Origin of the sequence: Peribacillus sp. Hz7, assembly GCF_042136355.1 — a bacterium.
Classification (GTDB): domain Bacteria; phylum Bacillota; class Bacilli; order Bacillales; family DSM-1321; genus Peribacillus; species Peribacillus asahii_A.
Map to the genome: position 1 here is coordinate 170,994 of NZ_JBHHJV010000008.1, position 24,150 is coordinate 195,143.

The 24,150-nt window shown below is 39.1% G+C and carries 21 protein-coding genes; 15 read left to right on the forward strand and 6 right to left on the reverse strand.

Translation table 11 applies throughout. The features are described from left to right. Positions 1-62 precede the first annotated feature (62 nt). From spoIIQ to ACE199_RS13310, 8 genes are all read left to right on the forward strand, one after another. Positions 63-863 carry a stage II sporulation protein SpoIIQ gene (gene spoIIQ / locus ACE199_RS13275; RefSeq protein ID WP_252292043.1) on the forward strand — a complete coding sequence of 267 codons (801 nt, stop codon included), beginning with the start codon at positions 63-65 and terminating at the stop codon, positions 861-863. A gap of 360 nt (positions 864-1,223) precedes the next feature. Next, the gene (gene spoIIID / locus ACE199_RS13280) at positions 1,224-1,496 is read left to right on the forward strand and encodes a sporulation transcriptional regulator SpoIIID (RefSeq protein ID WP_119115763.1); all 273 of its coding nucleotides are present in this window, start codon (positions 1,224-1,226) and stop codon (positions 1,494-1,496) included. Positions 1,497-1,786: 290 nt separating this feature from the next. Next, positions 1,787-2,788, forward strand: coding sequence for a rod shape-determining protein (gene mreB, locus ACE199_RS13285; RefSeq protein ID WP_375350180.1), 1,002 nt, complete (start codon positions 1,787-1,789; stop codon positions 2,786-2,788). Positions 2,789-3,004: 216 nt separating this feature from the next. Then, positions 3,005-3,841, forward strand: coding sequence for a flagellar hook-basal body protein (locus tag ACE199_RS13290; RefSeq protein ID WP_375350181.1), 837 nt, complete (start codon positions 3,005-3,007; stop codon positions 3,839-3,841). 35 nt (positions 3,842-3,876) lie between these two features. Continuing rightward, entirely contained in the window at positions 3,877-4,710 is an 834-nt protein-coding gene (locus ACE199_RS13295; RefSeq protein WP_375350182.1) for a flagellar hook-basal body protein, read from the forward strand. Between the two features lie 107 nt (positions 4,711-4,817). After that, the gene (locus tag ACE199_RS13300; protein ID WP_127762184.1) at positions 4,818-5,069 is read left to right on the forward strand and encodes a DNA-directed RNA polymerase subunit beta; all 252 of its coding nucleotides are present in this window, start codon (positions 4,818-4,820) and stop codon (positions 5,067-5,069) included. 33 nt (positions 5,070-5,102) lie between these two features. Beyond that, positions 5,103-5,534, forward strand: a complete 432-nt coding sequence (gene fabZ, locus ACE199_RS13305; protein WP_119115758.1) for a 3-hydroxyacyl-ACP dehydratase FabZ — start codon at positions 5,103-5,105, stop codon at positions 5,532-5,534. A 114-nt stretch (positions 5,535-5,648) separates the two neighbouring features. Then, the gene (locus tag ACE199_RS13310) at positions 5,649-5,963 is read left to right on the forward strand and encodes a putative periplasmic lipoprotein (protein WP_375350183.1); all 315 of its coding nucleotides are present in this window, start codon (positions 5,649-5,651) and stop codon (positions 5,961-5,963) included. A 127-nt stretch (positions 5,964-6,090) separates the two neighbouring features. Here ACE199_RS13310 and ACE199_RS13315 read toward each other — a convergent pair whose 3' ends face one another. Further along, entirely contained in the window at positions 6,091-6,525 is a 435-nt protein-coding gene (locus tag ACE199_RS13315; protein WP_375350184.1) for a YwpF family protein, read from the reverse strand. A gap of 319 nt (positions 6,526-6,844) precedes the next feature. On the opposite strand from ACE199_RS13315, the gene ssb reads away from it, so the two are divergent. The 3 genes from ssb to ACE199_RS13330 all read left to right on the forward strand — a co-directional run bounded on the left by ssb (position 6,845) and on the right by ACE199_RS13330 (position 8,211). Next, positions 6,845-7,207 carry a single-stranded DNA-binding protein gene (gene ssb / locus ACE199_RS13320; RefSeq protein ID WP_375350207.1) on the forward strand — a complete coding sequence of 121 codons (363 nt, stop codon included), beginning with the start codon at positions 6,845-6,847 and terminating at the stop codon, positions 7,205-7,207. 21 nt (positions 7,208-7,228) lie between these two features. Continuing rightward, positions 7,229-7,432, forward strand: coding sequence for a hypothetical protein (locus ACE199_RS13325; protein WP_127762181.1), 204 nt, complete (start codon positions 7,229-7,231; stop codon positions 7,430-7,432). 281 nt (positions 7,433-7,713) lie between these two features. Next, positions 7,714-8,211 (forward strand): hypothetical protein, encoded by a 498-nt coding sequence (locus ACE199_RS13330; protein ID WP_375350185.1) that lies wholly within the window; start codon positions 7,714-7,716, stop codon positions 8,209-8,211. A gap of 498 nt (positions 8,212-8,709) precedes the next feature. Here the strand turns inward: ACE199_RS13330 and ACE199_RS13335 are convergent, their stop codons facing one another. Both ACE199_RS13335 and ACE199_RS13340 read right to left on the reverse strand, forming a co-directional pair. Beyond that, positions 8,710-11,574 (reverse strand): DEAD/DEAH box helicase, encoded by a 2,865-nt coding sequence (locus ACE199_RS13335; RefSeq protein WP_375350186.1) that lies wholly within the window; start codon positions 11,572-11,574, stop codon positions 8,710-8,712. Next, on the reverse strand, positions 11,567-13,171 hold the full coding sequence (locus ACE199_RS13340; RefSeq protein ID WP_375350187.1) for a hypothetical protein: 1,605 nt from the start codon (positions 13,169-13,171) through the stop codon (positions 11,567-11,569). Before ACE199_RS13340 ends, ACE199_RS13335 begins: the two co-directional genes overlap by 8 nt. A 293-nt stretch (positions 13,172-13,464) precedes the next feature. Between ACE199_RS13340 and ACE199_RS13345 the strand changes: the two genes are divergently transcribed. The 3 genes from ACE199_RS13345 to ACE199_RS13355 all read left to right on the forward strand — a co-directional run bounded on the left by ACE199_RS13345 (position 13,465) and on the right by ACE199_RS13355 (position 20,577). Next, positions 13,465-15,468, forward strand: a complete 2,004-nt coding sequence (locus ACE199_RS13345) for a penicillin-binding transpeptidase domain-containing protein (protein ID WP_375350188.1) — start codon at positions 13,465-13,467, stop codon at positions 15,466-15,468. Positions 15,469-16,053: 585 nt separating this feature from the next. After that, positions 16,054-19,065, forward strand: a complete 3,012-nt coding sequence (locus ACE199_RS13350; protein ID WP_375350189.1) for a hypothetical protein — start codon at positions 16,054-16,056, stop codon at positions 19,063-19,065. Positions 19,066-19,923: 858 nt separating this feature from the next. Further along, positions 19,924-20,577 carry a hypothetical protein gene (locus ACE199_RS13355; RefSeq protein ID WP_375350190.1) on the forward strand — a complete coding sequence of 218 codons (654 nt, stop codon included), beginning with the start codon at positions 19,924-19,926 and terminating at the stop codon, positions 20,575-20,577. A gap of 321 nt (positions 20,578-20,898) precedes the next feature. Here the strand turns inward: ACE199_RS13355 and ACE199_RS13360 are convergent, their stop codons facing one another. The 3 genes from ACE199_RS13360 to ACE199_RS13370 form a co-directional block, all read right to left on the reverse strand. After that, positions 20,899-21,168 (reverse strand): hypothetical protein, encoded by a 270-nt coding sequence (locus ACE199_RS13360; RefSeq protein ID WP_375350191.1) that lies wholly within the window; start codon positions 21,166-21,168, stop codon positions 20,899-20,901. Positions 21,169-21,781: 613 nt separating this feature from the next. Continuing rightward, on the reverse strand, positions 21,782-21,943 hold the full coding sequence (locus ACE199_RS13365) for a hypothetical protein (protein ID WP_375350192.1): 162 nt from the start codon (positions 21,941-21,943) through the stop codon (positions 21,782-21,784). Positions 21,944-22,051: 108 nt separating this feature from the next. Further along, positions 22,052-23,227, reverse strand: coding sequence for a YHYH domain-containing protein (locus tag ACE199_RS13370; protein ID WP_375350193.1), 1,176 nt, complete (start codon positions 23,225-23,227; stop codon positions 22,052-22,054). Positions 23,228-23,603: 376 nt separating this feature from the next. On the opposite strand from ACE199_RS13370, the gene ACE199_RS13375 reads away from it, so the two are divergent. Beyond that, on the forward strand, positions 23,604-23,963 hold the full coding sequence (locus ACE199_RS13375) for a hypothetical protein (RefSeq protein WP_375350194.1): 360 nt from the start codon (positions 23,604-23,606) through the stop codon (positions 23,961-23,963). The last annotated feature ends 187 nt before the right edge of the window (positions 23,964-24,150 follow it).

Here is a 24,150-nt window from a genome sequence, read left to right on the forward strand (position 1 = left end):
ATTTTTCAGGATATGTATATTATTTTAGCAATCTGTTCAGAATGATTGCTGAGGTGATAATTATGAGAGAGGAAGAAAAGAAATCTACTTCCAAATTCCGACGTATTCTGAAAAAACGTTGGGCGTTACCAGCAATCTACATTTCAAGTGCAGCTCTTATCCTAGCCTTGGTATTTATCGTTCAAAATAGCTTCAACAACTCAGCTAGTCCTGATAAGGTAGAGGATTCAGCACAATCAGGTGAAAATTACGATGAGCCTGCAGTTGAAGTAAACAGCAGTCTTGAATCGATTCAAATGCCAGTGAAAGATGTTGCGAGTACTGTCGTAAAGAAGCCATTCTATGATGTGAATGCTGATGAAAAAGCACAGGAAGAAGCATTGGTTTCTTATGATAACCGCTATGAGCCAAACAAAGGAATTGATATCGCACAAAAAGATGGAAAAGCCTTTGATGTAGTAGCTGCTTTAAGTGGCGTCGTAACAAAAGTGCAAGAAGATGCTTTATTAGGAAATGTCATTGAAGTAGAGCATGAAGATGGTGTTGTAACACGTTATCAAGCTGTTACAGACATTCAAGTTGCGGTTGGAGATCAAGTGAAGCAAGGACAAGCAATTGCTACTGCAGGAAAAAGTCAAATCAATGAAGACGCAGGTACACATGTTCACTTTGAAATCCGCAAAGATAAAGTTGCAGTAAATCCAAGTGATTATGAAGGCAAGCAAGCTTCTTCTATTCAAACAGAATCCGTATCTTCAGATGATGAAGAAGTAGAGGCAGAACCAAAAGAAGATACAAAAGAAGAGCCAAGTCAAGAAGAGAACAGCAATTCAAACGAAGCAGACGAACAACCAGTACAATAAAAGCATTCGTCAACCCATGTTATGATGCGACAACTGAACAATTTGGTGCAGGAAACCCGTCCACAGGCGGGTTTCTTTTGCTATAGACAAAATGAAAAACTCGACGATAAATTAAAAATTTCGATAGAAGATAAACAGCTATTTATTTAAAAAGCCCAATATCGCCAATTTTTTGAAAAAAACACTTGTCCTATGGTATATATCCTTACCCAAGCTAATACACTGTTAGAAACCGTACAAAGAGAGTGTTTGAGGTGAGGACTCGTCTATTATAATTGAAGGAAAATGTTAGCACCATTAGATTCGACAAACGAATCTCATTTCACACTTCTCACATCCAACTTGGGGAGGTCGAGTGGTGTGCACGATTACATCAAAGAAAGAACTATCAAGATAGGAAAGTATATCGTGGAAACAAGGAAAACAGTGCGTGTCATTGCAAAAGAGTTTGGTGTATCCAAAAGTACCGTTCACAAAGATTTAACCGAAAGACTTCCAGAAATCAATCCTGAATTGGCTAATGAAGTGAAGGATATATTGGATTATCATAAATCCATTCGTCACCTTAGAGGAGGCGAAGCAACCAAGCTCAAATATAAGCGCTCTGAGAGAGAGGAAGAAATTGTGAAGTAATAACCGAAGCCACTTACAAATGTTGTAGGTGGTTTTTTTTAGGTATTTTAGGTAGGAATATGGTACCTTATAAAGGTCGTGATTTTTAACTAGACATGAAAACAATCGGTACGTTTTGATGTTTAGTTTGTCGTGAAAAGATAAGAGTCGCCTATGTATTTCTTACTGTAAGAGACATAATTCGACAGGATTTCTGTTTTGACTCTTACTTGTCATAAGACAATATGATAAAATATAAAATTAGGATAGTTTCGGTTTCATGTGAGGATAATCAAGGAGGATATAAACAAATGTTTGCTAGAGATATTGGGATTGATCTTGGAACAGCAAATGTTCTAATACATGTTAAAGGCAAAGGAATCGTTTTAAATGAGCCGTCTGTTGTGGCCATTGATAAAAATACAAATCGTGTGTTGGCTGTCGGTGAAGAAGCAAGAAAAATGGTCGGACGTACACCTGGAAATATTATGGCTATTCGTCCGTTAAAAGATGGAGTAATTGCAGATTTTGATGTTACAGAAGCGATGCTTAAACATTTTATTAATAAATTGAATGTGAAAGGTTTCCTTTCCAAGCCAAGAATTTTAATCTGTTGTCCAACAAATATTACAAGCGTTGAACAAAAAGCGATTAAAGAAGCAGCAGAAAAAAGCGGCGGTAAAAAGGTGTATTTAGAAGAGGAACCAAAGGTAGCTGCAATTGGAGCAGGAATGGATATTTTCCAACCGAGCGGAAACATGGTCGTTGATATCGGTGGTGGAACGACAGACATCGCGGTTCTTTCTATGGGGGATATTGTTACATCTTCTTCGATTAAAATGGCTGGGGATAAATTTGACAATGAGATTTTACACTATGTTAAACGTCAATATAAGCTGCTTATTGGGGAGCGCACAGCAGAAAATATTAAAATTCAAGTAGCGACTGTTTTCCCTGGTTCACGTAAAGAAGAAATTGAAATTCGCGGGCGTGATATGGTTTCGGGTCTACCGAGAACGATTACGGTGAATTCAGAGGAAATTGAAGAAGCTCTTCGCGAACAAGTATCGATCATTGTTCAAGCGGCGAAAAGTGTGCTTGAAAGAACACCGCCAGAACTTTCAGCGGATATTATCGATCGTGGTGTTATTTTAACAGGCGGCGGTGCATTGTTGCACGGTATTGACTTACTTCTTGCAGAAGAGTTAAAAGTACCGGTATTAGTAGCGGAAAATCCAATGGATTGTGTGGCAGTCGGAACAGGTGTCATGCTTGATAATATGGACAAGTTGCCAAAACGTAAATTTAATTAAATGATGTGAAAGAAGGATCTAACGTTCAGATAAGTAGGGGATGAAACAGGAGCCCGTTGAGCAATAGATCCTTTTTTGTATAGCCTTTAAGAGAGTTCCTTGATACTTCATGCCAATATTCTCCTGCATTTTTCACTTCAAATATAGATAGAAACAGCCGATAATGTACATATACAGTCAAAAATGGAACGGTACATATGAGAAGGAGCGATAAGGATGCTAAGAGGATTTTATACAGCAGCTTCAGGGATGCTAACTCAGCAAAGACGGACAGAAATGTTAACAAACAATATGGCGAATGCGAATACCCCGGGCTATAAAGCTGATCAATCGAGCGTACGCTCTTTTCCAGAAATGCTGCTGAATCGAATCGCAGATGAAACAATCCCAAATGGGAATGAAAAGAAAATGCCTTCTTTTGCACAGGTCGGCAGCTTGAATACAGGCGTATATATACAAGAAACGAATCCTCTATTTAAACAAGGTGATATTAAACAAACAGATTTGAAAACAGATCTTGCCTTAGTGCATGGCGAAATGCCCATTGATGAAGAGACGGGTGTAGCGGGTGCGTTGTTTTTTACTGTTCAAAATGGGAATGGTGATGTACGGTACACACGCAATGGGAACTTTACCTTGGACGGTCAAGGGTATTTAACAACGTCCGGCGGCTATTATGTGTTAGATGAGAATGATGAGCGGATTCAACTAGATAATGATCAGTTTACAGTATCGGATAATGGCGTTATTTTACAAGATGCTGCACAAGTCGCTCAAATTGGCATTGCTTATTCCAATGACCCTGCTGGGCAGCTTGTAAAAGAAGGCGATGGTCTTTTTAGTGCCGATGCAGAACTTACGAATGCGTACGATGAGGACGACGTATTTTTTACAATCAAGCAAGGGTATATTGAAAACTCCAATGTAGATGCAGCGCAGACAATGACGGAAATGTTGTCTGTATATCGTTCTTTTGAAGCCAATCAAAAAGTGCTGCAGGCTTATGATCAAAGCTTAAATAAAACGGTGAATGAAGTAGGTAAAATTGGCTAATTTCAAGAAATCAGCGTAAATGAAGGAGGATAGCGATGAATCGAACGATGATAGCAGCAAGCAATACGCTAGGCCAATTGCAAAAACAAATCGATGTTATTAGCAATAATATGGCCAATGTTGAAACAACTGGTTTTAAGCGAGGCGAAGCAAGCTTTACAGATTTACTTGTTCAGCAATTGAATAATCAACCAAATCAAGCAGCTGAAGTGGGCCGTTTAACACCGCTTGGGATTCGTCAAGGAAACGGAGCAAAGATTGGTCAAATTCAAAATGTCCAGGCTCAAGGTTCCCTAAAGGCGACAAATCGGAATTTAGATGTAGCTTTTACAAAGGAAAACTTATACTTTATGATTGGTGTAGAAGAAGGGAATGTCGTTCGTTTATCAAGAGACGGTGCGTTTTATCTATCGCCTAATGGAAATGAAAACATGCTTGTAACAGCAGACGGGCATACCGTGCTTGATGAAAACGGTAACGATATTGTCATTGAAGGTGACATTAAAGAAATCCAGATTTCTGATGAAGGCACAGTAAAAGCAATCACAACAGATGGAGGGGAACAAACCTTCAATCTAGGTGTTGTATCGGTTCAAAAGCCGCAATTCCTTGAAAAGCTAGGCGATAATTTATATGGCCTTCCGGATAACTATGATGGCCTAGGTGTAACGGCTGATGATGTATTGACTGAACTAACAGGTGCTTTACGCACAGATATTTCGGTGAAACAAGGTGTACTTGAATCATCTAATGTCGATCTTTCAAAGGAAATGACAGATTTAATTACAGCTCAAAGAATGTATCAATTCCAATCGCGTTCCATCACGATGGCAGATCAAATGTTAGGCTTAGTAAATTCGATTCGTTAAACATTTCATAAATGGACATAGTCTTGCCAAAGGTTGGGACTCGTACTGTTTATGAAAACGTGATAAAGTTAAAGCGAATCTCTAAAAAGGAGCTTACATGATATAAAATGGAGCAAAGAAGTTTAACAAAACAACAGTGGGAAGAAGAACCAAAACAGGAAGTAAGACAAAATGAGAAAATTAAAATTCGACTGTTACCAATTTGGCTTCGGTTGTTGATTGTTGCTGCTTTAATCGTCCTTATGGTTATCATAGGGGCATTAATTGGTTATAGTGTCATTGGAAGCGGAAATGCAGTAGATGTATTTAAAATCTCAACGTGGACTCATATTGTTGACATCGTCAATGAAGGTGCATGATGCGGTTGTTTTTAAATCAAGGAGGTATAATCTATGTTAGATATTACGCAAATTAAAGAAATTATTCCACATCGTTATCCTTTTTTATTAGTGGATCGAATCATTGAAATCGAAGAGGGAAAACGAGCGGTTGGATTGAAAAACGTAACAGCGAATGAAGAGTTTTTTAATGGTCATTTTCCAGATTACCCGGTAATGCCTGGGGTGTTAATTGTCGAAGCATTGGCTCAAGTGGGTGCTGTTGCGGTGTTAAAGCAAGAGGAACATAAAGGACGCTTAGCTTTTTTTGCGGGCATTGATAACTGCCGCTTCAAACGCCAAGTGAAGCCAGGGGACCAACTTCGCCTAGAAGTGGAAATTTTACGTTTAAGAGGATCTGTTGGTAAAGGAAAAGCAGTAGCAACGGTTGATGGTGAGGTAGCCTGTGAAACCGAGATTATGTTTGCTTTTAGTGATAAGGAATAAGAAGAGAGAGGAGATGAGATAAACATCTCCTCTCTTTTTTTTGAAAAACACGCAAGTAAATGTCGAATTCGGGCAACATATTTACTGTCGAGGAAAGAAGGGAGGTTACACATAATGAAAAAGCGACTACTAGCACTACTTGGTGGCTCATTCCTATCAGCGATGTTTTTAGTTGGTTGCGGGACAAATGACGATAATGATCCAGCACCAGAAAATGATAACAACATCATGGATGAAGATAACAACGATGTGAATGAACCGAATGTAAATGATGATGTAAATGATAACAACGTAAATGATGATGTAAATGACGATGTAAATGATGTACAAGAAGATGTTAAACAAGGCGCGGATGACGTAGAAGACGCCTTAGATCCAAATGATAATGATGACACATTAACAGATCAAGACGACAATGACAACAAATAACAATGGCTAAGAAAAGACTGTTTCTTACGGGAAACAGTCTTTTTCTTTTTGGTTAGTGGTTGAATCCAACTATTTTTTAGAGCCAATGTCCCACTTATTCTAGGTGTGGGATAACAGAGAAATGGAGTTATTTATGAGTGGCAAGCTTGGGTTTAGAGCGGATCTTTTCTTTGAATTCTTTGATGAGTAAATCACCGGTGAAGCCTTTGTGGACTAAATCTTCAAGAAGTAGTTCTGCATATTTGCTGCGTGTATTTTGAAGGTGGCCAACGAAAAGAAGACTAACGTGACCATCGGTAAGTTTATGCGTTTTTAAAACCGTTTTAAACATGGCCGGGTCGTTTTCTTTTTTCGTAATCACTGCTTGGATAAGCGCATTTTCATGTTCACGTGGTAGGGAATGTTTTAATTCATCATAATGTTCAGGGGGGACGATTGCTTCAAGAAGCCATGTATTTGCACGGTCTTCTTTATTAATAATGAGCCCATCGACTAGATGAATATCAATAAGCTGCAGTTTTTCATTCACAATTTGTAATGAAATAAGTTTAAATGACTTCATATGCTTCCTCCTACTTCTTAATTTCGTAAAAAAATGTAAATATCCCAATTTATTATAACACACTCAAAAATAACGAAGAAATAGAAAGAATGCGACACGTTTGTCTAAAATATGAACAAAGGAAAAATTTTTAAGAAAAGCAACAAAATGGCATATTTCCTCCACTTTCACTATAAATATAGCCTGAAAATAGCAGTTTTAAACGAGAAAATGCCATTTTAGCACGAAAATGGGTGGAAAAAATGGAATTTTGTCGATTTGGTAATTTGAGCAAGCTTCAGTATGATAAAAGCATCTTAACAAGAAAGGAGCTGAGATGTTGATTAACCAAGTAACCCTGGTTGGACGCTTGACGAAAGATCCTGAGTTGCGGTACACAGCAGATGGAAAAGCTGTTTCGAATGTAACGATTGCGGTGAATCGCCCTTTTCGAAATCAAGCTGGTGAATATGATGCTGATTTTGTGCAATGCACGCTATGGAGGAAAACGGCTGAAAATACGGTCCAATATTGTCGGCGCTGCTCAATGATTGGGATTACTGGAAGAATCCAGACACGTCGTTATGAGAATCAAGAGGGTAAGCAGGTATATGTAACAGAAGTAGTGGCTGAAATGGTTCAGTTTGTTGGACCGAGGAAGTTAGACGTTCCAAAGCAAGCATATGAGTCTATTGGCTTGTAGTGTGTAGGAGGTGAGATATATTTGAAAGGAAATCATTCATTTCACTCATTTCAAGACGTCGAACGAACAGAGAAGCTGATTGAAAACTTGATTCGATTCATTGCGAATACGCAAGTGAAAACAGTCACAAACGAAGCAGCGCTAGCCAATTTTGAGCGAAAGCTACAGCTCGTCGAAGCACGTTGCGAAGCTTTGGAACAAAGGTTAACAGAACTCCAAAACTAGAAAGTAGAATTCAGCGCTGAGCAACATACATCTTAGTCCCCTCCGAATTTTGAATCACGGCATGGTGATTCACCACGTAAGATCCACCCCGAACGTTCCTTCTACTGAATCAATAATAATTGATTCCCCTCATTTTTGAATGGCTGCTTCTGCAGTCATTTTTTTTATCGTTGGCTCTGCTATGGGATGTTGTTTTCCAAACAGCATTATGGTGAAGGATCAACAGAAAAGAAAAAAGTCTATGTGTTATACTCTAATAAAAGAGCGTGGAGTGAATTGAAATGGAGGCAATCTTAAAACAAATTCTAAGTGAGATTAAAGATTTAAAAGAAGGTGTAACGGATTTAAAGAAGGGTGTAGTCGGTTTAAAGGAAGACGTAACAGGTTTAAAAAAGGATGTAGTCGGTTTAAAGGAAGATGTAACAGGTTTAAAAAAGGATGTAGTCGGTTTAACAGAAGACGTAACGGGTTTAAAAAAGGGTGTAGTAGATTTAACAGAAGACGTAACAGATTTAAAGAAGGATGTAGTAGGCTTAAAAGAAGATGTAACGAATTTAACAGAGGGCCAAGGGAGAATTGAAACAAAGGTTGAAAATCTTTCCTCCGAGCTAAGTAGCAATTTCAAATATACGAACGATAAGTTAGATGAACATCGTAAAGTCTTTGGAGTTGTTTCTGATGAGATGAAAGGTATGAAAGTAGATATTGACTATCTAAGTTCAAAGACAGGTAAGCACGATACTGAGCTTAATAATATCATGAACAGACTTAAAGGTTAGAGTTTATTGGAAGATGTCTTTAGATTTTTCACGGGGCTGTCCCAAAAGTCATGAAAAATGGCTTTCGGGGCAGCCTCTTCGTTTAGTTGAAGGACAAAATGAGGGAAGTCATCCAGGAAAAAGTCCATCATAAGGGTGCTGAAGGACAAAATGGGAGAAATCGTCCAGGGAAAAGTCCGTCATAAGGGGCTTGAAGGACAAAATGAGGGGAATCATCAAGGAAAATGTCCGTCATAAGGGGCTTGAAGGACAAAATGAGGGGAATCATCAAGGAAAAAGTCCGTCATAAGGGGCTTGAAGGACAAAATCGGGGAACCCAGCAAGGAAAATGTCGGTCATCAGAGCTTTGAAGAAATGAAAGCTAAGGGCAATCGGTCGTTCCGCAGATTTTCTTTGCGGGGCCTTGACAAAGTACAGGTCACGTTGGGCATTAGCCCATAACAGACCGAAAGTAGCAGGTGGATGCCTGCTACTTTCGGTCTGTTATTCCGTATTCTTTCAATGCAGTGCCACTAGTTCTTTAATTTCCTCTGTTGAAAGCTCAGTAATCCAATTATCGCCGCTAATAATTTCATCGTTTAAGGCTTGTTTCTTATCGAGCATTTCATCGATTTTCTCTTCTAATGTGCCGGTACAGATGAGCTTATGGACATGGACAAAACGTTTTTGACCGATACGGTAGGCGCGGTCGGTCGCTTGGTTCTCTACAGCGGGGTTCCACCAGCGATCGTAATGAATCACGTGGTTGGCGGCTGTTAAGTTAAGTCCTGTTCCACCTGCTTTTAAAGACAGAATAAAAATCGGGAACTCACCTTCTTGGAATTTCGTAATCATCTCATCGCGTTGCTTCTTGTTGGCGCTGCCGTTTAAAAACGGTACATCAATCCCATAGCGTTTTTCTAGTAATTCCTTCATCATATTCCCCATGCCAATATATTGCGTGAAGATTAGGCAGCTTTCATCCTGTTCACGCACTGCATCGACGAGCTCTGTTAACTTCTCGAGCTTACCTGAACGCTGACTCGTTTGAAGACTATCATCCTCTTCCTTAAGATACAGAGCTGGATGATTACATAGCTGCTTAAGCTTGTTGAGCATTTGTAAAATCATCCCTTTGCGCTCAAAAGCGGAGAGCTGTTCAAGGTTAGAAAACGTATCTTGAATAAGCTGCTCGTAAAGGGAAGCTTGCTCGGTCGTAAGCGGTACGAATTCCTTTTGCTCTTGCTTATCCGGTAAGTTCAAGGCCACATCGTGGTCACGTTTTGTGCGTCGTAATAGGAACGGTTGAATGAGACGCTGCAACTCTTTAATTTTGTCTTTTTGCTCTTCACGTTCAATGGTGGCGACATATTTTTCTTGGAACTGTCCAAGAGAGCCAAGATAGCCTTTGTTAATAAAATCAAAAATCGCCCACAGTTCGCTTAAACGGTTTTCCATCGGTGTTCCCGTTAATGCGACGTGATGCTGTCCTTGCAGCTTACGAACAGCTCGCGATTGCTTCGTTTGCGCATTTTTTATATTTTGTGCTTCATCTAGAATAATGCTGCTCCAATGAACGCTTGCAAGCTCTTCCTCGTCTTGATGCGTTAATCCGTAAGACGTTAACACAACATCATAATCTGCGATTTTCGCCGCAAAGTCTTCTCCCTTTGTACGGTTCGCCCCGTAATGAAGATGAACATGCAGGCTTGGGGCAAACTTTTCAAGCTCACGCTGCCAGTTGCCAAGTACAGAAGTAGGGCAAACAATAAGTGAAGTCTTTGCAGGCTTTGCTTCTGTCTCTGCTATTTCTGCTGTTTGAGAAGTCTCTTTTACATGCAACAAGTAAGTAATCATTTGCACCGTTTTTCCGAGTCCCATATCATCAGCTAAACAAGCGCCAAATCCATGCTCACGAAGGAATAACAGCCAGCTCATCCCAAGCTTCTGATAGGGGCGTAAATCCCCGTGTAATGTCTTCGGCACAGGCAGCAAGGGAATATTCTTCGTTTCACGTAAATGGCTTATCATTTTGCGAAGCTCTTGGTTCAGTTCGAATTGAATTCGCAGCAAGTCATCTTGTTCGTCGTCGTTTTCTTCCGCATCCTCTTGCAATAATTCCTGCTGCAAGAGGTCGGACAGTTGAAGCCCTTTTTCATTCGCCGTTTCCATCAGCTCTTGGATTTGCTTAATAAAAGCAGGGTCGAGCTTTACCCATTGTCCCCGAATGTAAATAAGTCGCCTTTTTTCATTTACAAGGGCTTCAAACTCGGATTCTGTTAAATCCTCTCCATTGAGGGAAAAACGCCAATCAAAGTCCATCAGCGCTTTCAAACCAACATAGGACGGCCCACGATTTTGTTGGCTTTTTACTTTGGCCTTCACTTTGAGAGAAGATTCTTTTAGTGTCAACCACCATGAAGGGAGCAAAATTTCCGCTCCGAGAAACAGTAATTTTTCACTCGCATCAGTGAGGAATTCCCACGCCTCGAGTTCAGATAGCTCTTGTTTAAACTGCCCATTTTCAGTCAGCCAAGGGACAATCTTGGACCAGCGGGCAATCACTTTATCAATGGCTTCACGATATTTACTCCAGCCGCGCGGCAGCCGTTTTTTTGTATATACTTCCGTAATGTCGGCGTCTTTTTTCGAACGAAGGATAACGTCAAGCGTCCACGTTCCTTCTCCGCCTAGAGGCTCGCTTAAACGAAGCCCAATCGTAAAGGGCTTCTCATCCGTTGCTAGACCGAGCCATTCTGCCCAGCTTTCTTGGTCAAAGAATGTTTGCAGTTCCTCTGGAGATAGCTGAGTGGTTTGTAAGGCTGTCATCGCCTCGCTCCATTTATGAGAAATAGGAGAGTATTTCTCCAAGTATAGATTCGCAGCTCCGTTATACCACTTCTCGATAAACGAGCGATTTGTCTCGGCTGTCAGTGTTTGCAAGTCAGGGGAAATCGTCTCTTCCCAAAAGGAAGGAACAAATTCTTCTTCCACCTCATCAGGGAGCTTCCAAGCTAATTCACTTGCTTGCAGACTTGCGAAATCAGGAATAGGCAGGCCTGCTTCAATTGCTTCGTGCAATACAGGTGCTGCAGATAAACAAAGAGAAGAAGCTTCTGACCATTCCCAATCAATGAAAGAATTAAAGCTTTCTCGGGCGAAGAAATTCAACAGTCCCCATGCATCCAGCGTATAGACAGGCTTGCCTTCCCACATATCGGTCGTAACCTGTGTCCCATAGAAGCTAGCATCATCCCAAGTGAACAACAATCTGCGGATATGGATTGTATCGAGAAATCGCTCCTCCTCATTGATGACAGCTAGACGATACAAGTCGTGGTCAAGCGGTGCCACTTTAATTTTTAACTTTCCTAGATTAACCATCGATTAGCTTACCCCTTTTTAATTCTTCTTGAAAAGCACGCAGCCGTTTTGTGGAGCTAGTGACATAGTTCATATAGCGTTCAAATGTCTCTTCCTGCTTCAACTTTTTATAAATCGTGCGCATTTTCTTTAAGTAGCGGACCGCTTGCTTATATGCTGAGCGATTTTTCAATGACACTTTCTCTTGAACAGCATGATAATACAGCGGCAAAATTAAGGCTGGTTCTTCAGATGTCACTTCTTTAATGAGCTCAGTACTAATTAAATCAATGCTAATGTCAGAATAAATATGCATCTCGACCCACTTCTTATACTGCTTTTGCTCGAATAAAAAGTTCGCATAATTCCAATAACTATGCGGCAATGTGACCCGGTAAAATTTCTCTAGCAGGTCGAGCCGCTTTGACTTATAACACCATTGGCTAATTGGCCGCGTAAACGTCCGCACGAAATCAACGCGCTCATAATAATCCTCGAGATTTGCTAAAAACGTTCGGACATGTGTAATCGCGAATTCAATAAATGGGAGCGGGCGCATCTGTTGAAGAGATTGAAGCCAGTAGAATAGGTAAGGACAGGCAGCGGCGTTTAATTCCTGCAGCCACGCTGTTGCCTGGTCATCATCGTTCTCCAGCACCGACAAATGAATAGCGGCAATCGTATACGTATTCCGTTCCTCTGTATCTCGTTCTAGCTGATTTAACTCTTGTGTAACACGCTCGAGCTCTTCCTTTCGCCATGTGCTATTGGAAAAAAGAAAGGCCCAAATTTCGCGATATAAATCAATCCGTTCATAGGTCAGCAATGGATGATTGTCAAGCAGCGTCACGACATCTGCTTTTAAACCTTCAATAAATGGATCAAAAGCAAACGGACGAGCTTGGCGACTAAGCGGTTGCACCATCTCATATAATTCCTCTGTTAAATCCGTAGCAAACGTATAGAAGGTGCGAACGACTTGCGTATTTTTACTATAGGAATTCAATAATGGCAGTGTATGTAAAAATGTACAAAAGAGCGTCGTAAAGTGATACAGCATTTTCCATTCGCTTTCAATTGGCGCCTTCGCTTTTAATTCCTGTAAATATTGTTGAATATGACCGTCTAGCAGGTAGGCAGGTGCATGAAGTTCGCTTTCAATCTTCTCATGAAAGGTGTGTGCAACAAACTCTTTATAAGCAAAATAGTCTTTCGCAAGTCCGCTAGCCTCTTGCGCTTTCTTTGCGAATACTTCACTAGCCTTTTGGATCGGTAAGGGACTGGGCTTCTTGCTCTGCTTCCACTCTTCAATCCATTCTGTGACGCTCGCTATTTCACTATAGTGGGAAAAGAAAACCGCGAGCTGATGCCGACAGATGAAGTCCGCTCCGCACGTACAGCGTCCGTTTTGTGGAAAGAGGAGCTCCAATTTTACTTGATGACGCTCTATGTCATAGACTTCAGCTTGAATCCACTCATCTCCCTGAGAAGAGGTTTCAACAACATTTTGTGTGTATAACGTAAGCCCTTCTCCAACGACAGCTGCATCATGCGCAGAATCGGGATTCAACAGTTTCTTCACTTGCTCGGCTGTATACTGTAACAATTGGCTTTCCATGAGTTTCTCCACATCGCTCTCTTACTTATTTAATATCGGCTAAATACCTATTATTCAAACTTTGTAATTTCAATCATCCTTTTATTATACCTTAATGTAGGGAAGGATTTGAAGTAGTGCAGACGTTCTCTCCTTCCTGAAGGGTGATTCACGCGGAAACTTCAAGGAATCCCGCCAAATTTGCTTATAATTCTGCCGACTTGTAGAAATTTGCCGAAATCAGTCACTCTATCACACAACTTTTGCCCCATTTTTGTTAAAATAATAGGGAGTAATGTTAAGAGGGGGAAGCTATGAAAAAGAGACCTTTCATCACCAGTATGATACTAACGAGTTTATTGCTGCTAACAGGTTGTACAGATGAGCCGAAACCGGAAGATCGTTTTGCCGATTATACGAAATTATGGAACAAACAGAACTTCGAGGGTATGTATGACTATTTGTCAGCGGACGCAAAAAAAGAGATGAGTGAAGAACAGTTTAGCGAACGCTATGAGAAGATTTACAAAGGCATTGAAATGGAAGACCTTAAAGTAGAATATAAGCTTCCAGAAGAGCTGCCGAAGCATAAAGATGAAGAAAAAGTAGAAGTAACGTATTCCGTTTCGATGGAGACGGTCGCAGGTCCAGTGGAATTTAAAAATGAAGCGACACTTGTGAAAGAAGGAAAAGATGAGAAAGAGAATTGGTATATTGAGTGGGGGCCAAACTATATCTTCCCAGAGCTTGAAGAGAACGAAAAAGTATCCGTTGAAACATACCCAGCTGTTCGCGGTGAAATCGTCGACCGCTATGAGCGTGGTCTTGCGGTCAATGGAACCGCGGCTCAAGTTGGAATTGTTCCAGAGAAGATGGGGGAAGAAAGCGCTGCTATCTCACAAGTCGCTAAGCTATTAAACATGTCAGTAGAAGAAATTGAAGCAGAACTGAACCAATCTTGGGTGCAGCCAAGCTATTTTGTTCCGATTAAGAAACTGCCGCAAAATGACGCAAAGATTGCTAAGCTCATTAGTATACCTGGCGTATCAGTAACGGAAGTAACAGAACGCGTTTATCCATATGGTGCAGCTACCGCTCATTTAATTGGCTATGTTGGTGAAGCATCAGCGGAGGATTTAGAAAAGTTAAAAGGAAAAGGCTATACAGCTAATGATGTTATCGGTAAGCGCGGCTTAGAACAGCTGCTAGAAGAACGACTTCGAGGCGAAGCTGGCGCCAAAATTTATATTAAAGCCGATAATGGTGCAGAAAAAGTAATTGCAGAGCGTAAAGGGAAAGAAGGAGAATTCATTGCGCTCACGATTGATGCGGAGCTGCAACAAGATATTTATAAGCAATATAACAATGAAGCGGGTACAGCCGCAGCCATCAATCCAAAGACAGGGGAAACATTGGCTCTTGTTTCGAGCCCATCGTTTGATCCGAATCAATATGTTCTTGGCATGAGTAGTGCTCAGCAAAAGGCGCTTGAAGAAAACAAAGACAAGCCATTGCTCAATCGTTTTAGCTCAACCTATGCACCAGGCTCAACGATTAAAGCGTTAACAGCCTCTGTTGCTTTGAAAAACGGCATTGATCCGAATAAAGCGCTCAGTATTCAAGGACTCACATGGAAAAAATCGAATTGGAAAGATCACTCGATTACGCGCGTAGCGAATCCGGGCATTCCGATTGATATGAAAAATGCGCTGATTTATTCTGATAACATCTATTTTGCACGTCAGGCACTAGACCTTGGGAAGGATAAATTAACGAGCGGGCTGAAAGACTTTGGTTTTGAAGATACACTGCCGCTTGAATATCCGATTAAAGCATCAAGTATTGGAGATATAAGCAGTGAAGGCCGTCTGGCTGACAGCGGCTACGGCCAAGGACAAGTGCAAATGAGTGCGATTCATTTAGCGGCAACCTATACGGCCTTTTTAAATGAAGGAAACGTGATTGCCCCGACACTTATCCAGAAAGACAAAATGGAACCAACTATTTGGAAGAAAAACGTCATTACCGCTAAGCAGGCGAAGCAGCTAACAGGTATGCTCAAGCAAGTTGTCACACATCCGAAAGGAAGTGCTCACAGTCTTAATGACCTTAAACTCGACATTGCAGGTAAAACGGGTACGGCTGAAATCAAAGCATCCAAAAACTCAACCGGAACCGAAAATGGCTGGCTCGTCGCCATGGACACAAAAAGTTCATCTTTACTCATGGCTTGGATGATTGAGGATGTCAAAGGACGAGGTGGAAGCCACTTTGTTGTTGATCGAATGGAGCCTGTTTTGAAAAAGTATATGCCCTAAATAAAAAAAGTGCCAGTTTACCTGGTGCTTTTTTATTATCTTTATATATTTTAAAACTGGATGATAAGACAAAGTACACATATATATCCTTAATATAACTTTTTTAATATAATAAAGTGTTAATAAAAGGTAAAATAAAAAGCTGTTTATCTATGAAAGTAATAAATATATATGTCTATCAACATGGGTTAAAAGTATTTATTCTCTATAGATTAATTTGTGAATAACTCAACCTAATTCCTATTATTTTTATGTTAATTTATGATTAAATGCGATATTTATATACAATATAATCATATATTACTAATAAAATAGGTCTAAAATTTTGATAAAAAGCTAGAAATTCCAAAAAACTTGTATTATTATAGTTATACAAGAATGATTTGGTAGATAAATCATTCTTGTATATTTATGTGCTAAAGGCACTACTAGTAGAACAAATAACTTGCAAAGATACATATAAAGTTAGTTTGCTAGTACTTGAGACGTTAGTTCTGTAAAGTCGTTAGATGGAGTATGTTCTATTTTGAGCAATGCTACCTAGCGCAACACTATAGATATATTTGAAGGGAGATTACTTTCTAAATGAGTAAAAAGAAAGCAATTAAAATCGCAACGGCATCAGCAATCGCTTTAACAGGAGCAGTAGCAGTGGCACAACCACAAGCAGAAGCTGCAACAAACTCTGTTGACAAAGCTATCACAAAAGCTACAACACAAGTAAACAAAGCGTTTAACTTGTACTACAACACTACTAAGAAAAGCAAAAAACTTCCAAGTGGTTCTGCAATCAGAAAAGAAGTTAAGTTAGCTGAGCAATACTATGCAGCTGCTGAGGCAGAAATCGCTAAAAAAGGTGGAAGCAAATCGCAAAAAGCTGCTTACACTAAAAAATTAGAAGAAAGCAAAACTTCTTTAAACCGCGCGAAAAAATACGTTGCAGCAGTTAGCGTAACATTAAAAGCTTCAAGAACAGCATTTGCAGATGCGGTAGAAGTGGGAACACAATCTAAAGTATTATCTTCTAAAAAGGCACTTGATGCAAAAATCGCTACATTCGAAAAAGCAGTTGCAAAAGTATACGGCTCAGATGCTCGCCGTTTATTAACAAAAACTTACACAACTCCAGCTAAAGCAGAAGCTGCTTCTGTAGACACTGAGTTAAAAGTATATGCTGCTTATAAAGAAATCGAAAGCAAAAAATTAATCACAACGGATCTTAAACTAGCTGGCGAAAAAATCGAAAGCGTTAAAGCTGAAGTTGAAGAGCTAAAAGCTAAGGATACTAAATTAGCTAAAAACATCTTAAAAGCTGTTGAGAAAAACAACAAAGCTTATGAGGCTGCACAAGTTCCTGCAGTTGAGAGTGTAAGTGCGATTAACGCTAAAACTTTAGAAGTTAAATTTGATAAAGCTGTTGAAGTTACAGCTGCTGATTTCTCTGTAGCTAAAGGTTCTGTTAAATCTAACATTGCTAACGTTACAATCGCAGAAGACAAAAAATCTGCTCAAATCGAATTAACTTCAAAATTAACTAAAGGTGATTACACTGTAACAGTTAAACAAGCTGATAAAGATGCTTTAACTGGTACTGCATCTGTAGAAGATGAAAAAGTTGCTGGTATTCAAATTCTTTCTGATAACGCAGTACTAGCGGCGGGTGCAACTCCATCTACTGCAACAGTTGGCGTTAAAGTGACTAACCAATATGGTGAAGATGTTACTAAATTAAATAGTAATTTAACAATTACTGTTTCTGGTGCTGCTACAGGTGCTACATTAAACACTGATGGCACGCTTACTTTAACAGGTATTGCTAACACTGCTAAAGTTGGAGATTCAGTAACAATTACTTTAGTACATGGTGCAACTGCTACTACAACTACTAAAACAGTTAAGTTATCATCAGCAACTGTAGCATCTACAGTTGAAGTTGGTGCTCTTTACAATAAAGATGGTAAAACATTATCTCAAGATACTGATTTATCTGCAGATAAATTCTACTTACCAATCACTGTAAAAGATCAATACGGAAAAGAAATCACAAGTGCTTCAAAAGCAAATTCTGAATTACTAATTACTAACACTAATTCAGCAGTAGCTACATTTGCTGATGAAAACGAAATTAAAGAAGTTACTATTAATGGTAAAGACGTTTTAGCATTACAAGTTTCTTCAATTAACTTAGCAGGTACAACTAATGTATTAGCTATTTCTAAAGCTAATGGTACAAGTTCACAAGGAACTGTAACAGTTAAAGAAGGAGTTAAAATTGCTTCTGCAACATTATCAGCTCCAACTGAATTAGTAACTGCTAATAAAGATACTTACTTCCCACTTTCAGTAGTTGATAGTGAAGGTAAAGAAGTAACAACTAAAAAAGCATTAGATGCTATCAATGATGCAGTAACTCCGACAGGCGGTACTATCGTAGAAGTAGATGGTAAAGGATTATTCGTTAAAGTCGCTGCAGCAAACGTAGTAGCTAATTCTCCATTAACAGTTGTTGTCAATACTTCAACTGGTAAAGTATCTACTCAAACAGTTGTACCTAGAGCAGAAGCAGTAGCAACTGTTGTTACTGGTATTTCGGCTGATAAAGCAACTGCTTTACGTCAAGGAAAATCAGTTACAATTGCTAATACTGACTTAGTAATTGAAGATCAATACGGTCAAGTAATTAAATCAGATGATACTGATGATGTATTATTCACTGTAAAAGCTAGTGATGATACTCCATTCACTGTAACACCTGCTGAAAATAAAAAATCAGTAACAATTACAGCAAAATCTAATTACGCTGGTTCTAAAACATCTGATAAATTAGAATTCAAATTATTGGATGGTTCAAGTAATGCTATTGAAGCTAGTACTTTCACTAAAACATTCACTGTAGTTTCAGATGAAACATTTGCTTCATACAAAGTTGAAGATGTAAAACCTGTATATGTTGATTCTACTAATAGTTATACAATTGGTAGCGATTATCAACTAGCATTTGTAGTTAAAGCAACTACTAAATCAGGTGAAGTTGTAACATTAGATTCTGGTGAGGATTATTCTGTAACAGGTGGTTTCACTGTTTCAGGAAATAAAATAACTGCTGCTAATATTGCAGATGCTGACTTTGCTGACAAAGCAACAACTGTTACTAAAAAAGTAACAATTACAATCAATGCAACAGGTGAAGAATTAACTAAAGAAGTAACATTCTCTAAAGAAGCACCAAAAGCTGCTAAAGTTGAATTAGCTCTTGATGGCACTACTGCGGCTGCAACGAAATATGATTTAGTAACTAAAGAATCTGTATCTACTGCTGTAAATGCGGATACTCTTGAAGACTTACTTGATATTATCGTAACTGACCAATATGGTGTTAAAGTTTTAGCAGATAACCCAGCCGAGGGTGAAACAGGAATTGATTCAATCACATTTACAAAAGTATCTGGTAAAGCTACATTCACTGGAAATGGTACATCAGTAGCTAAAGTAACAACTGCTGAAAAAGATGCTGTTGTGAGTACAACAATCAATGTTGGTGGACAAAAAGCAACTGTTCAATTAACATTCTCTGCTGCAGTAGTAGATGCTCCTTAATAAAACTAAACGAAACGTTACTTTATAAACTAGTTTACTAGTGAAAGAAGTGGAATTAAGACTTCATGGATATGGCTTTCATTAGTTTCTCTCCATGGGGTCTTTTTTCTAACTATCGTGCTGTATTCGTCAGGGAAGTTCTGACGTGTGGTGAACAGTTCTTTTTTGACCACGAGCCTAATCCTCCTGCATCCAGTGAGAGCCTATCTGCTCGAAGGGGTGAAGTCAGGTGAAGTCGTACTCAAGGTATTGAGGCGGGGTTCTTTAAAAGGTGGCTATGGCTAGGAAGACGAATCCATGTAGGCAGGGTGGAACGATAGGATATGCGAATGGCTAGGAGTTCATATCCTATTCTCTCGTTTGAAATAACGAGTTGGTGATCTGTACAATTTGAACTGTTAAACGGGTCGCGTCCATACCTGAATAGTGGAAGCCTACGGTCATCAAAACAAGGGAGCAGCACGATGGAACGTTTGAAGTCTTACTAGAAGAGGTGAGGTAGCACCAGTGAAGCTAGTAAGATGGCTGCGGGTTCATAGTAGTGTGGATGGCTAGCCGTTTGGACTTGTATGGTAACATGCGAGGAGGATAAAACTAGCAGGAGCGAAGGAACCCAGTCAGTGGTAGATATTCCAAAAAGCTTATTTCCCTATACTAAGCTTAAAATTCAATAGGACCAATCACTTCAAAATGATTGGTTCCTATTTTCGGCTAAAAAATAGGTATATTTTCGCGGGTAATATTTCGTGATAATGGGGATTCATTGGATTATATAAAAAAACTATCATTGATGGCACGCCGTATGCCATGAAAGTGGCTTGTACGGTGTAGGCCCATTATAAGCCCATTCTTAGATGGATGGGGGAAGGTGGGAATAGCGAACAAGCAGCACCGGCAAATTTAGAGTCAGTAGCAACAACAACACAAGATGATAATGACGGTAAAATTGCAGGTGTTACAACAGAAATGGAATACCGTTTGAAAGGTGAAACAGAATTTATTCCTGTAACCGGTACAGAAATTACAGGTTTAAAATCAGGGATCTATGAAGTACGTTTTGTAGCTAAAGAGGGCTATAATGCGAGTCCAACAGTAGAAGTTGTAGTGGGAGATTATCTTTTAGAGGCTCCTGCCAATGGAGATACTACTATGGGAGCTTTGGGTGTAACAGCTGTTGGTGCAAAGTTCATTGCATCTGGTTTAGTAGCTGAAGGAACAAATGGACCACAAGTACCAAGTACACTAGCGGAAGTAGCAACTTTCCTGAAAAACGAATATGATGCAACACTTAATACTGATGCTATTGTAGTGACAGATGGAAATATCGAAATCACAAATACAGTTTTAAGTACTGAAGATTGGAATAAGATTAAAGCAAATGGAGATAAAACAATACCTTATCGAATTACTTTAGTAAAAGATAGTGCAACAGCTCCAGTATCTACGGATAATAAAGTGCTTAAAATTGCAATCTATGAAGATGGAAAAGCAGTTTTAGAAACTATTCAATAACGATTAAATAAGATAGAGTGACTGTCACTCCCCGAAGTTTGCTAGATTTTATTGAAAGACAAGTGAAGACAGAGAGCCGTTAGTTCGGTTCTCTGTTTTCTTTTATAGACTGTCGACAAATAAATCAGATAAGGTGCCTGGGCGTTACGATTCTAAAAGTTGACACTATAAATCGGGGAATAAGAAAGGAGTTTAGGCATTGATGCTTAGATTCCTTTTTTATTTTCTCCTTTTGTTATAATGATCCAAAAAGAAAAGGGAATCTTGCCTATCAAAGATAAAAAGATTTTTCTTCTTAGAGTCAGGAAGGAAAGAATTCCTCTAAGTGTCTGTATCGACATTTACAAAGGTTGAACATTCTTCGGGGATGACAAAGGCGGTAAGTAGCTCCCCAAAACCATCTTTGGGTTGATTTTGTATGGCTTTTATAAGTGAGCTATTAGTAAAGCCAAGCAGAACGGCTTGTTCCCCAGAGTAAATGGCATGTAGTTGATTGACGTATTTCTCCTTAGTCGAGCCACATTTACATGTTTTCTCTTCTAAATCAAGATTAAATGGATCATGGCAATGTAAGCACATTAAAAGCTTCATAATCGCTTTCTCCTTTTTATTGGAATGATTAATATATTTAACGTTTAATTCTAATGATAAAAAGGGTAAAGGATGAAAGGTTAAGCCTTATATGTACAAATTAATGGGGACACTGGTATATCCTTTTTATAGTACAGGTGCTTCACTTGAATAAAAGTCGATTTCTTTAATCTAGGAAATCGGCTTTTTTATGTTTAAAATTAAAGGAGGGAAATTTGTTCTATACATTTTATGAATAGGCGATGTTAAGTAACAATAAAGTCGTTTCAAAAAAACGCCAGTCATGTTATTCAACAATCGGTCCATTTTATTGAATAAGAACTGCATAAAACCCTACTTTTTTATGCAGCTGCAAGTCTTCTTTAGAAGCCAAAAACGTTGATTAATCAACGATGTATAAAACCATGCATAAATGAGTAAAAATGTACAAGAGCCAAACTCTTGAATACGATTGGTTTGGCTCTTTGGTTTACTTCTTAAATTGACTTTATGTAAACTAAAGATGAAAATTCTATACAATTCATCAAAAGTCAGCTAGTTTCGGTTCCTTTATGTTTTCTTTTTCGTACAACTGCAATCACCAATAAAAACATAGGAGATTACCGTTGTTATCTTAAATAAAGAAATCGGGTTTATAGACTTTCTTACCCAATCGAAACGGCTGTATCTTATAGCCCCATTTGATACCCATTTCATCCAAATAAAGTGCATATGCGTACTCGTAGGAACTTTTTAAAAAGACCTCTTTATAGTGTCCTCCGTATGCCTTTACCATAGTTTCTCCTCCTGTGGTGTATTGCAATCCAACAAAGGGTATAAAAAGTAGGAACTCACTATCCAGCCATTACTTTCTTTCACCCCGTTGCTAGTACGAAGACTAGCTTTACGGATTCCAATCACACGCAATTCCATCATTATCACGAACTAAATCGTGAGGATCTTCATCTGGGCCCCCATTCGCCTCATAAAACAACTGGGCATCTTCTTGAGTATCAAAATCAGAGCAATCGTGGTCTATCGATGTAGCTTCATAGGGATTATCGGATTCGTCTGAAATAACTGGTTCAGTCTCTGCGGTATTGCCATATATATAAAACCCTACAATTGCAGTTATTACGACTCCGCTTATTATCCATGCAGCTTTATTATCTTTTTGTACTTTTGGCTGGTTATCAACTAAATCACTAGAATGCTTACTCCGTCTTCTTTTTGAAATAAACCAAACTAATCCGATAATAATGATTGTGCCTGCCACTATCGTGATATAGAGGTACTTCTGAAGCAAATAATAGTAAAGGATTTCATTTATTCCTCCACCCCCGCCTTCGACGTAACCAGCAAAATACCCTGTCTTATAAATTTTCAACTCATTCTCATTCAGCTCAGTTTTGAAATCATCGTATAAATAATCATTTGTTGCTGCATCGAACCCCTCATCATATCCATCATCGAACAACGAGGCTTCATCAACCGTATTTTCCTCTTCTCGAGAGCTTGTGTAATCGTCTGAATCTGATGAGGAATCGTCTGTAGAATCGTAGGAAGCAACCTCTGTTACTTCGCTATCATCTTCGCTTTTTGCTTCAGCCCATCCATCCACGTAACCTTTCTCAAAAGAAGTAGCATCATATGTACCGTCTGTTTCGGTATCGTATTCGTAATCATCTATGTAATCTGAATATCCTTTGTCATATCCTGCTTGATGACTATCTTCATAACAAACCAATAATCCTTCTTGATGTCCATCTTTGATTCCCTGTTCATAGCCATCCCCAAACGCTTGCGGACCTTCCCACCACCAGTCATAGTCCAATTCGCATTCTGAAGTGTAGTTATAAGCTAAATCATACCCTTGGTCATAGCCTTCATCATAATCATTGGATGTAGCTGCTGGTGTCGAGTCATGATAATGATACTCGCCATAATCCAGTCCCCAATCTTCGCAATTGGTCCGACAGGTATGCCCCCCACTTGAATCCGTACCCCCTGGATGGGCAAAAGTGGTACTAACCGATAAAATCCAAATAATAATAGTTATATAGACGATTCTTTTACCCATTGTAGAAGCCCCTCTTTTTTCTCTTATTTGTGTCACTCAGTATTTATTAAACTAACTGAATTACCGACCAATTAACCATCCTTAAAATAGTAAAACTACGGTATTATTATACTATATATACGGTTAATAACTAAGGTTTCTAATTGATTAGGCTATCCCCGCAGTCCCTACGGACCCAGCTAATAGAAGCTACTCAGTTATTCCATAAAAGGGCGCTTTCCTGTAATAAGGATCAGTGCTTTTTTTCATTTTAAGGCTAGAGTGCGAAGGGATGTACTTAAAGTAGTGTGGCAGTTTAGTTGAACAGTGGATTATCATTACTGGAAGGGAATTTGTATAAATCATCGGATAAAATATAAGTATGGAGGGAGAGATTATGAAGGGCAAACCAGAACTAAAAATAGAAGCAGAAAAAATTTATAAAACAAAGAAGAATCCTAATGGAATGTTTGTAGCACGGATTATCCAGATACCTAAAGAAGAAGAAAAGCTAGACTTTGTTTTGGTGATTCAAAACCGAAAAAACAAGCAGATTACTTATAAAGAAGTCTTAGTAACAACAGATAATGATTATTATTCCTTTCGGCTTGCACGGGGAAATCTTGAATGGGTATCCGTGAATGCAGTTGCGGTATGGGACAGTCTCGGTCATAAAATAGTGGAAGTAGCAGCTTTAACAGGCAGGGAAAATTACCGTATTTCTGATGAACATTGTTCAGTTTATCGGGAAAAATGACAAATTTGTATCTTAAACTCTGAGACTATGTTGAAATGTTCTTCTTTCACTAACGGGGGCGTTAGCACAATAACTAAAGATCAATTCTTGAAGGCCTTTTTAATTTTTTGATCTTCAGCAATCGGGTGCTATTGTTCAATTAGAGCAATGGTCTCTTATACGAACGGTCAGAATAGTTCAAGAACGT

What these genes read in the sequence shown, in the direction of transcription:
- spoIIQ (WP_252292043.1), top strand. Translation starts at nt 63, where the DNA reads ATGAGAGAGGAAGAAAAGAAATCTACTTCCAAATTCCGACGTATTCTG.
- mreB (WP_375350180.1), top strand. Translation starts at nt 1,787, where the DNA reads ATGTTTGCTAGAGATATTGGGATTGATCTTGGAACAGCAAATGTTCTA.
- ACE199_RS13290 (WP_375350181.1), top strand. Translation starts at nt 3,005, where the DNA reads ATGCTAAGAGGATTTTATACAGCAGCTTCAGGGATGCTAACTCAGCAA.
- ACE199_RS13295 (WP_375350182.1), top strand. Translation starts at nt 3,877, where the DNA reads ATGAATCGAACGATGATAGCAGCAAGCAATACGCTAGGCCAATTGCAA.
- ACE199_RS13300 (WP_127762184.1), top strand. Translation starts at nt 4,818, where the DNA reads ATGGAGCAAAGAAGTTTAACAAAACAACAGTGGGAAGAAGAACCAAAA.
- fabZ (WP_119115758.1), top strand. Translation starts at nt 5,103, where the DNA reads ATGTTAGATATTACGCAAATTAAAGAAATTATTCCACATCGTTATCCT.
- ACE199_RS13310 (WP_375350183.1), top strand. Translation starts at nt 5,649, where the DNA reads ATGAAAAAGCGACTACTAGCACTACTTGGTGGCTCATTCCTATCAGCG.
- ACE199_RS13315 (WP_375350184.1), bottom strand. Translation starts at nt 6,525, where the DNA reads ATGAAGTCATTTAAACTTATTTCATTACAAATTGTGAATGAAAAACTG.
- ACE199_RS13330 (WP_375350185.1), top strand. Translation starts at nt 7,714, where the DNA reads ATGGAGGCAATCTTAAAACAAATTCTAAGTGAGATTAAAGATTTAAAA.
- ACE199_RS13335 (WP_375350186.1), bottom strand. Translation starts at nt 11,574, where the DNA reads ATGGTTAATCTAGGAAAGTTAAAAATTAAAGTGGCACCGCTTGACCAC.
- ACE199_RS13340 (WP_375350187.1), bottom strand. Translation starts at nt 13,171, where the DNA reads ATGGAAAGCCAATTGTTACAGTATACAGCCGAGCAAGTGAAGAAACTG.
- ACE199_RS13345 (WP_375350188.1), top strand. Translation starts at nt 13,465, where the DNA reads ATGAAAAAGAGACCTTTCATCACCAGTATGATACTAACGAGTTTATTG.
- ACE199_RS13350 (WP_375350189.1), top strand. Translation starts at nt 16,054, where the DNA reads ATGAGTAAAAAGAAAGCAATTAAAATCGCAACGGCATCAGCAATCGCT.
- ACE199_RS13355 (WP_375350190.1), top strand. Translation starts at nt 19,924, where the DNA reads ATGGGGGAAGGTGGGAATAGCGAACAAGCAGCACCGGCAAATTTAGAG.
- ACE199_RS13360 (WP_375350191.1), bottom strand. Translation starts at nt 21,168, where the DNA reads ATGAAGCTTTTAATGTGCTTACATTGCCATGATCCATTTAATCTTGAT.
- ACE199_RS13365 (WP_375350192.1), bottom strand. Translation starts at nt 21,943, where the DNA reads ATGGTAAAGGCATACGGAGGACACTATAAAGAGGTCTTTTTAAAAAGT.
- ACE199_RS13370 (WP_375350193.1), bottom strand. Translation starts at nt 23,227, where the DNA reads ATGGGTAAAAGAATCGTCTATATAACTATTATTATTTGGATTTTATCG.
- ACE199_RS13375 (WP_375350194.1), top strand. Translation starts at nt 23,604, where the DNA reads ATGAAGGGCAAACCAGAACTAAAAATAGAAGCAGAAAAAATTTATAAA.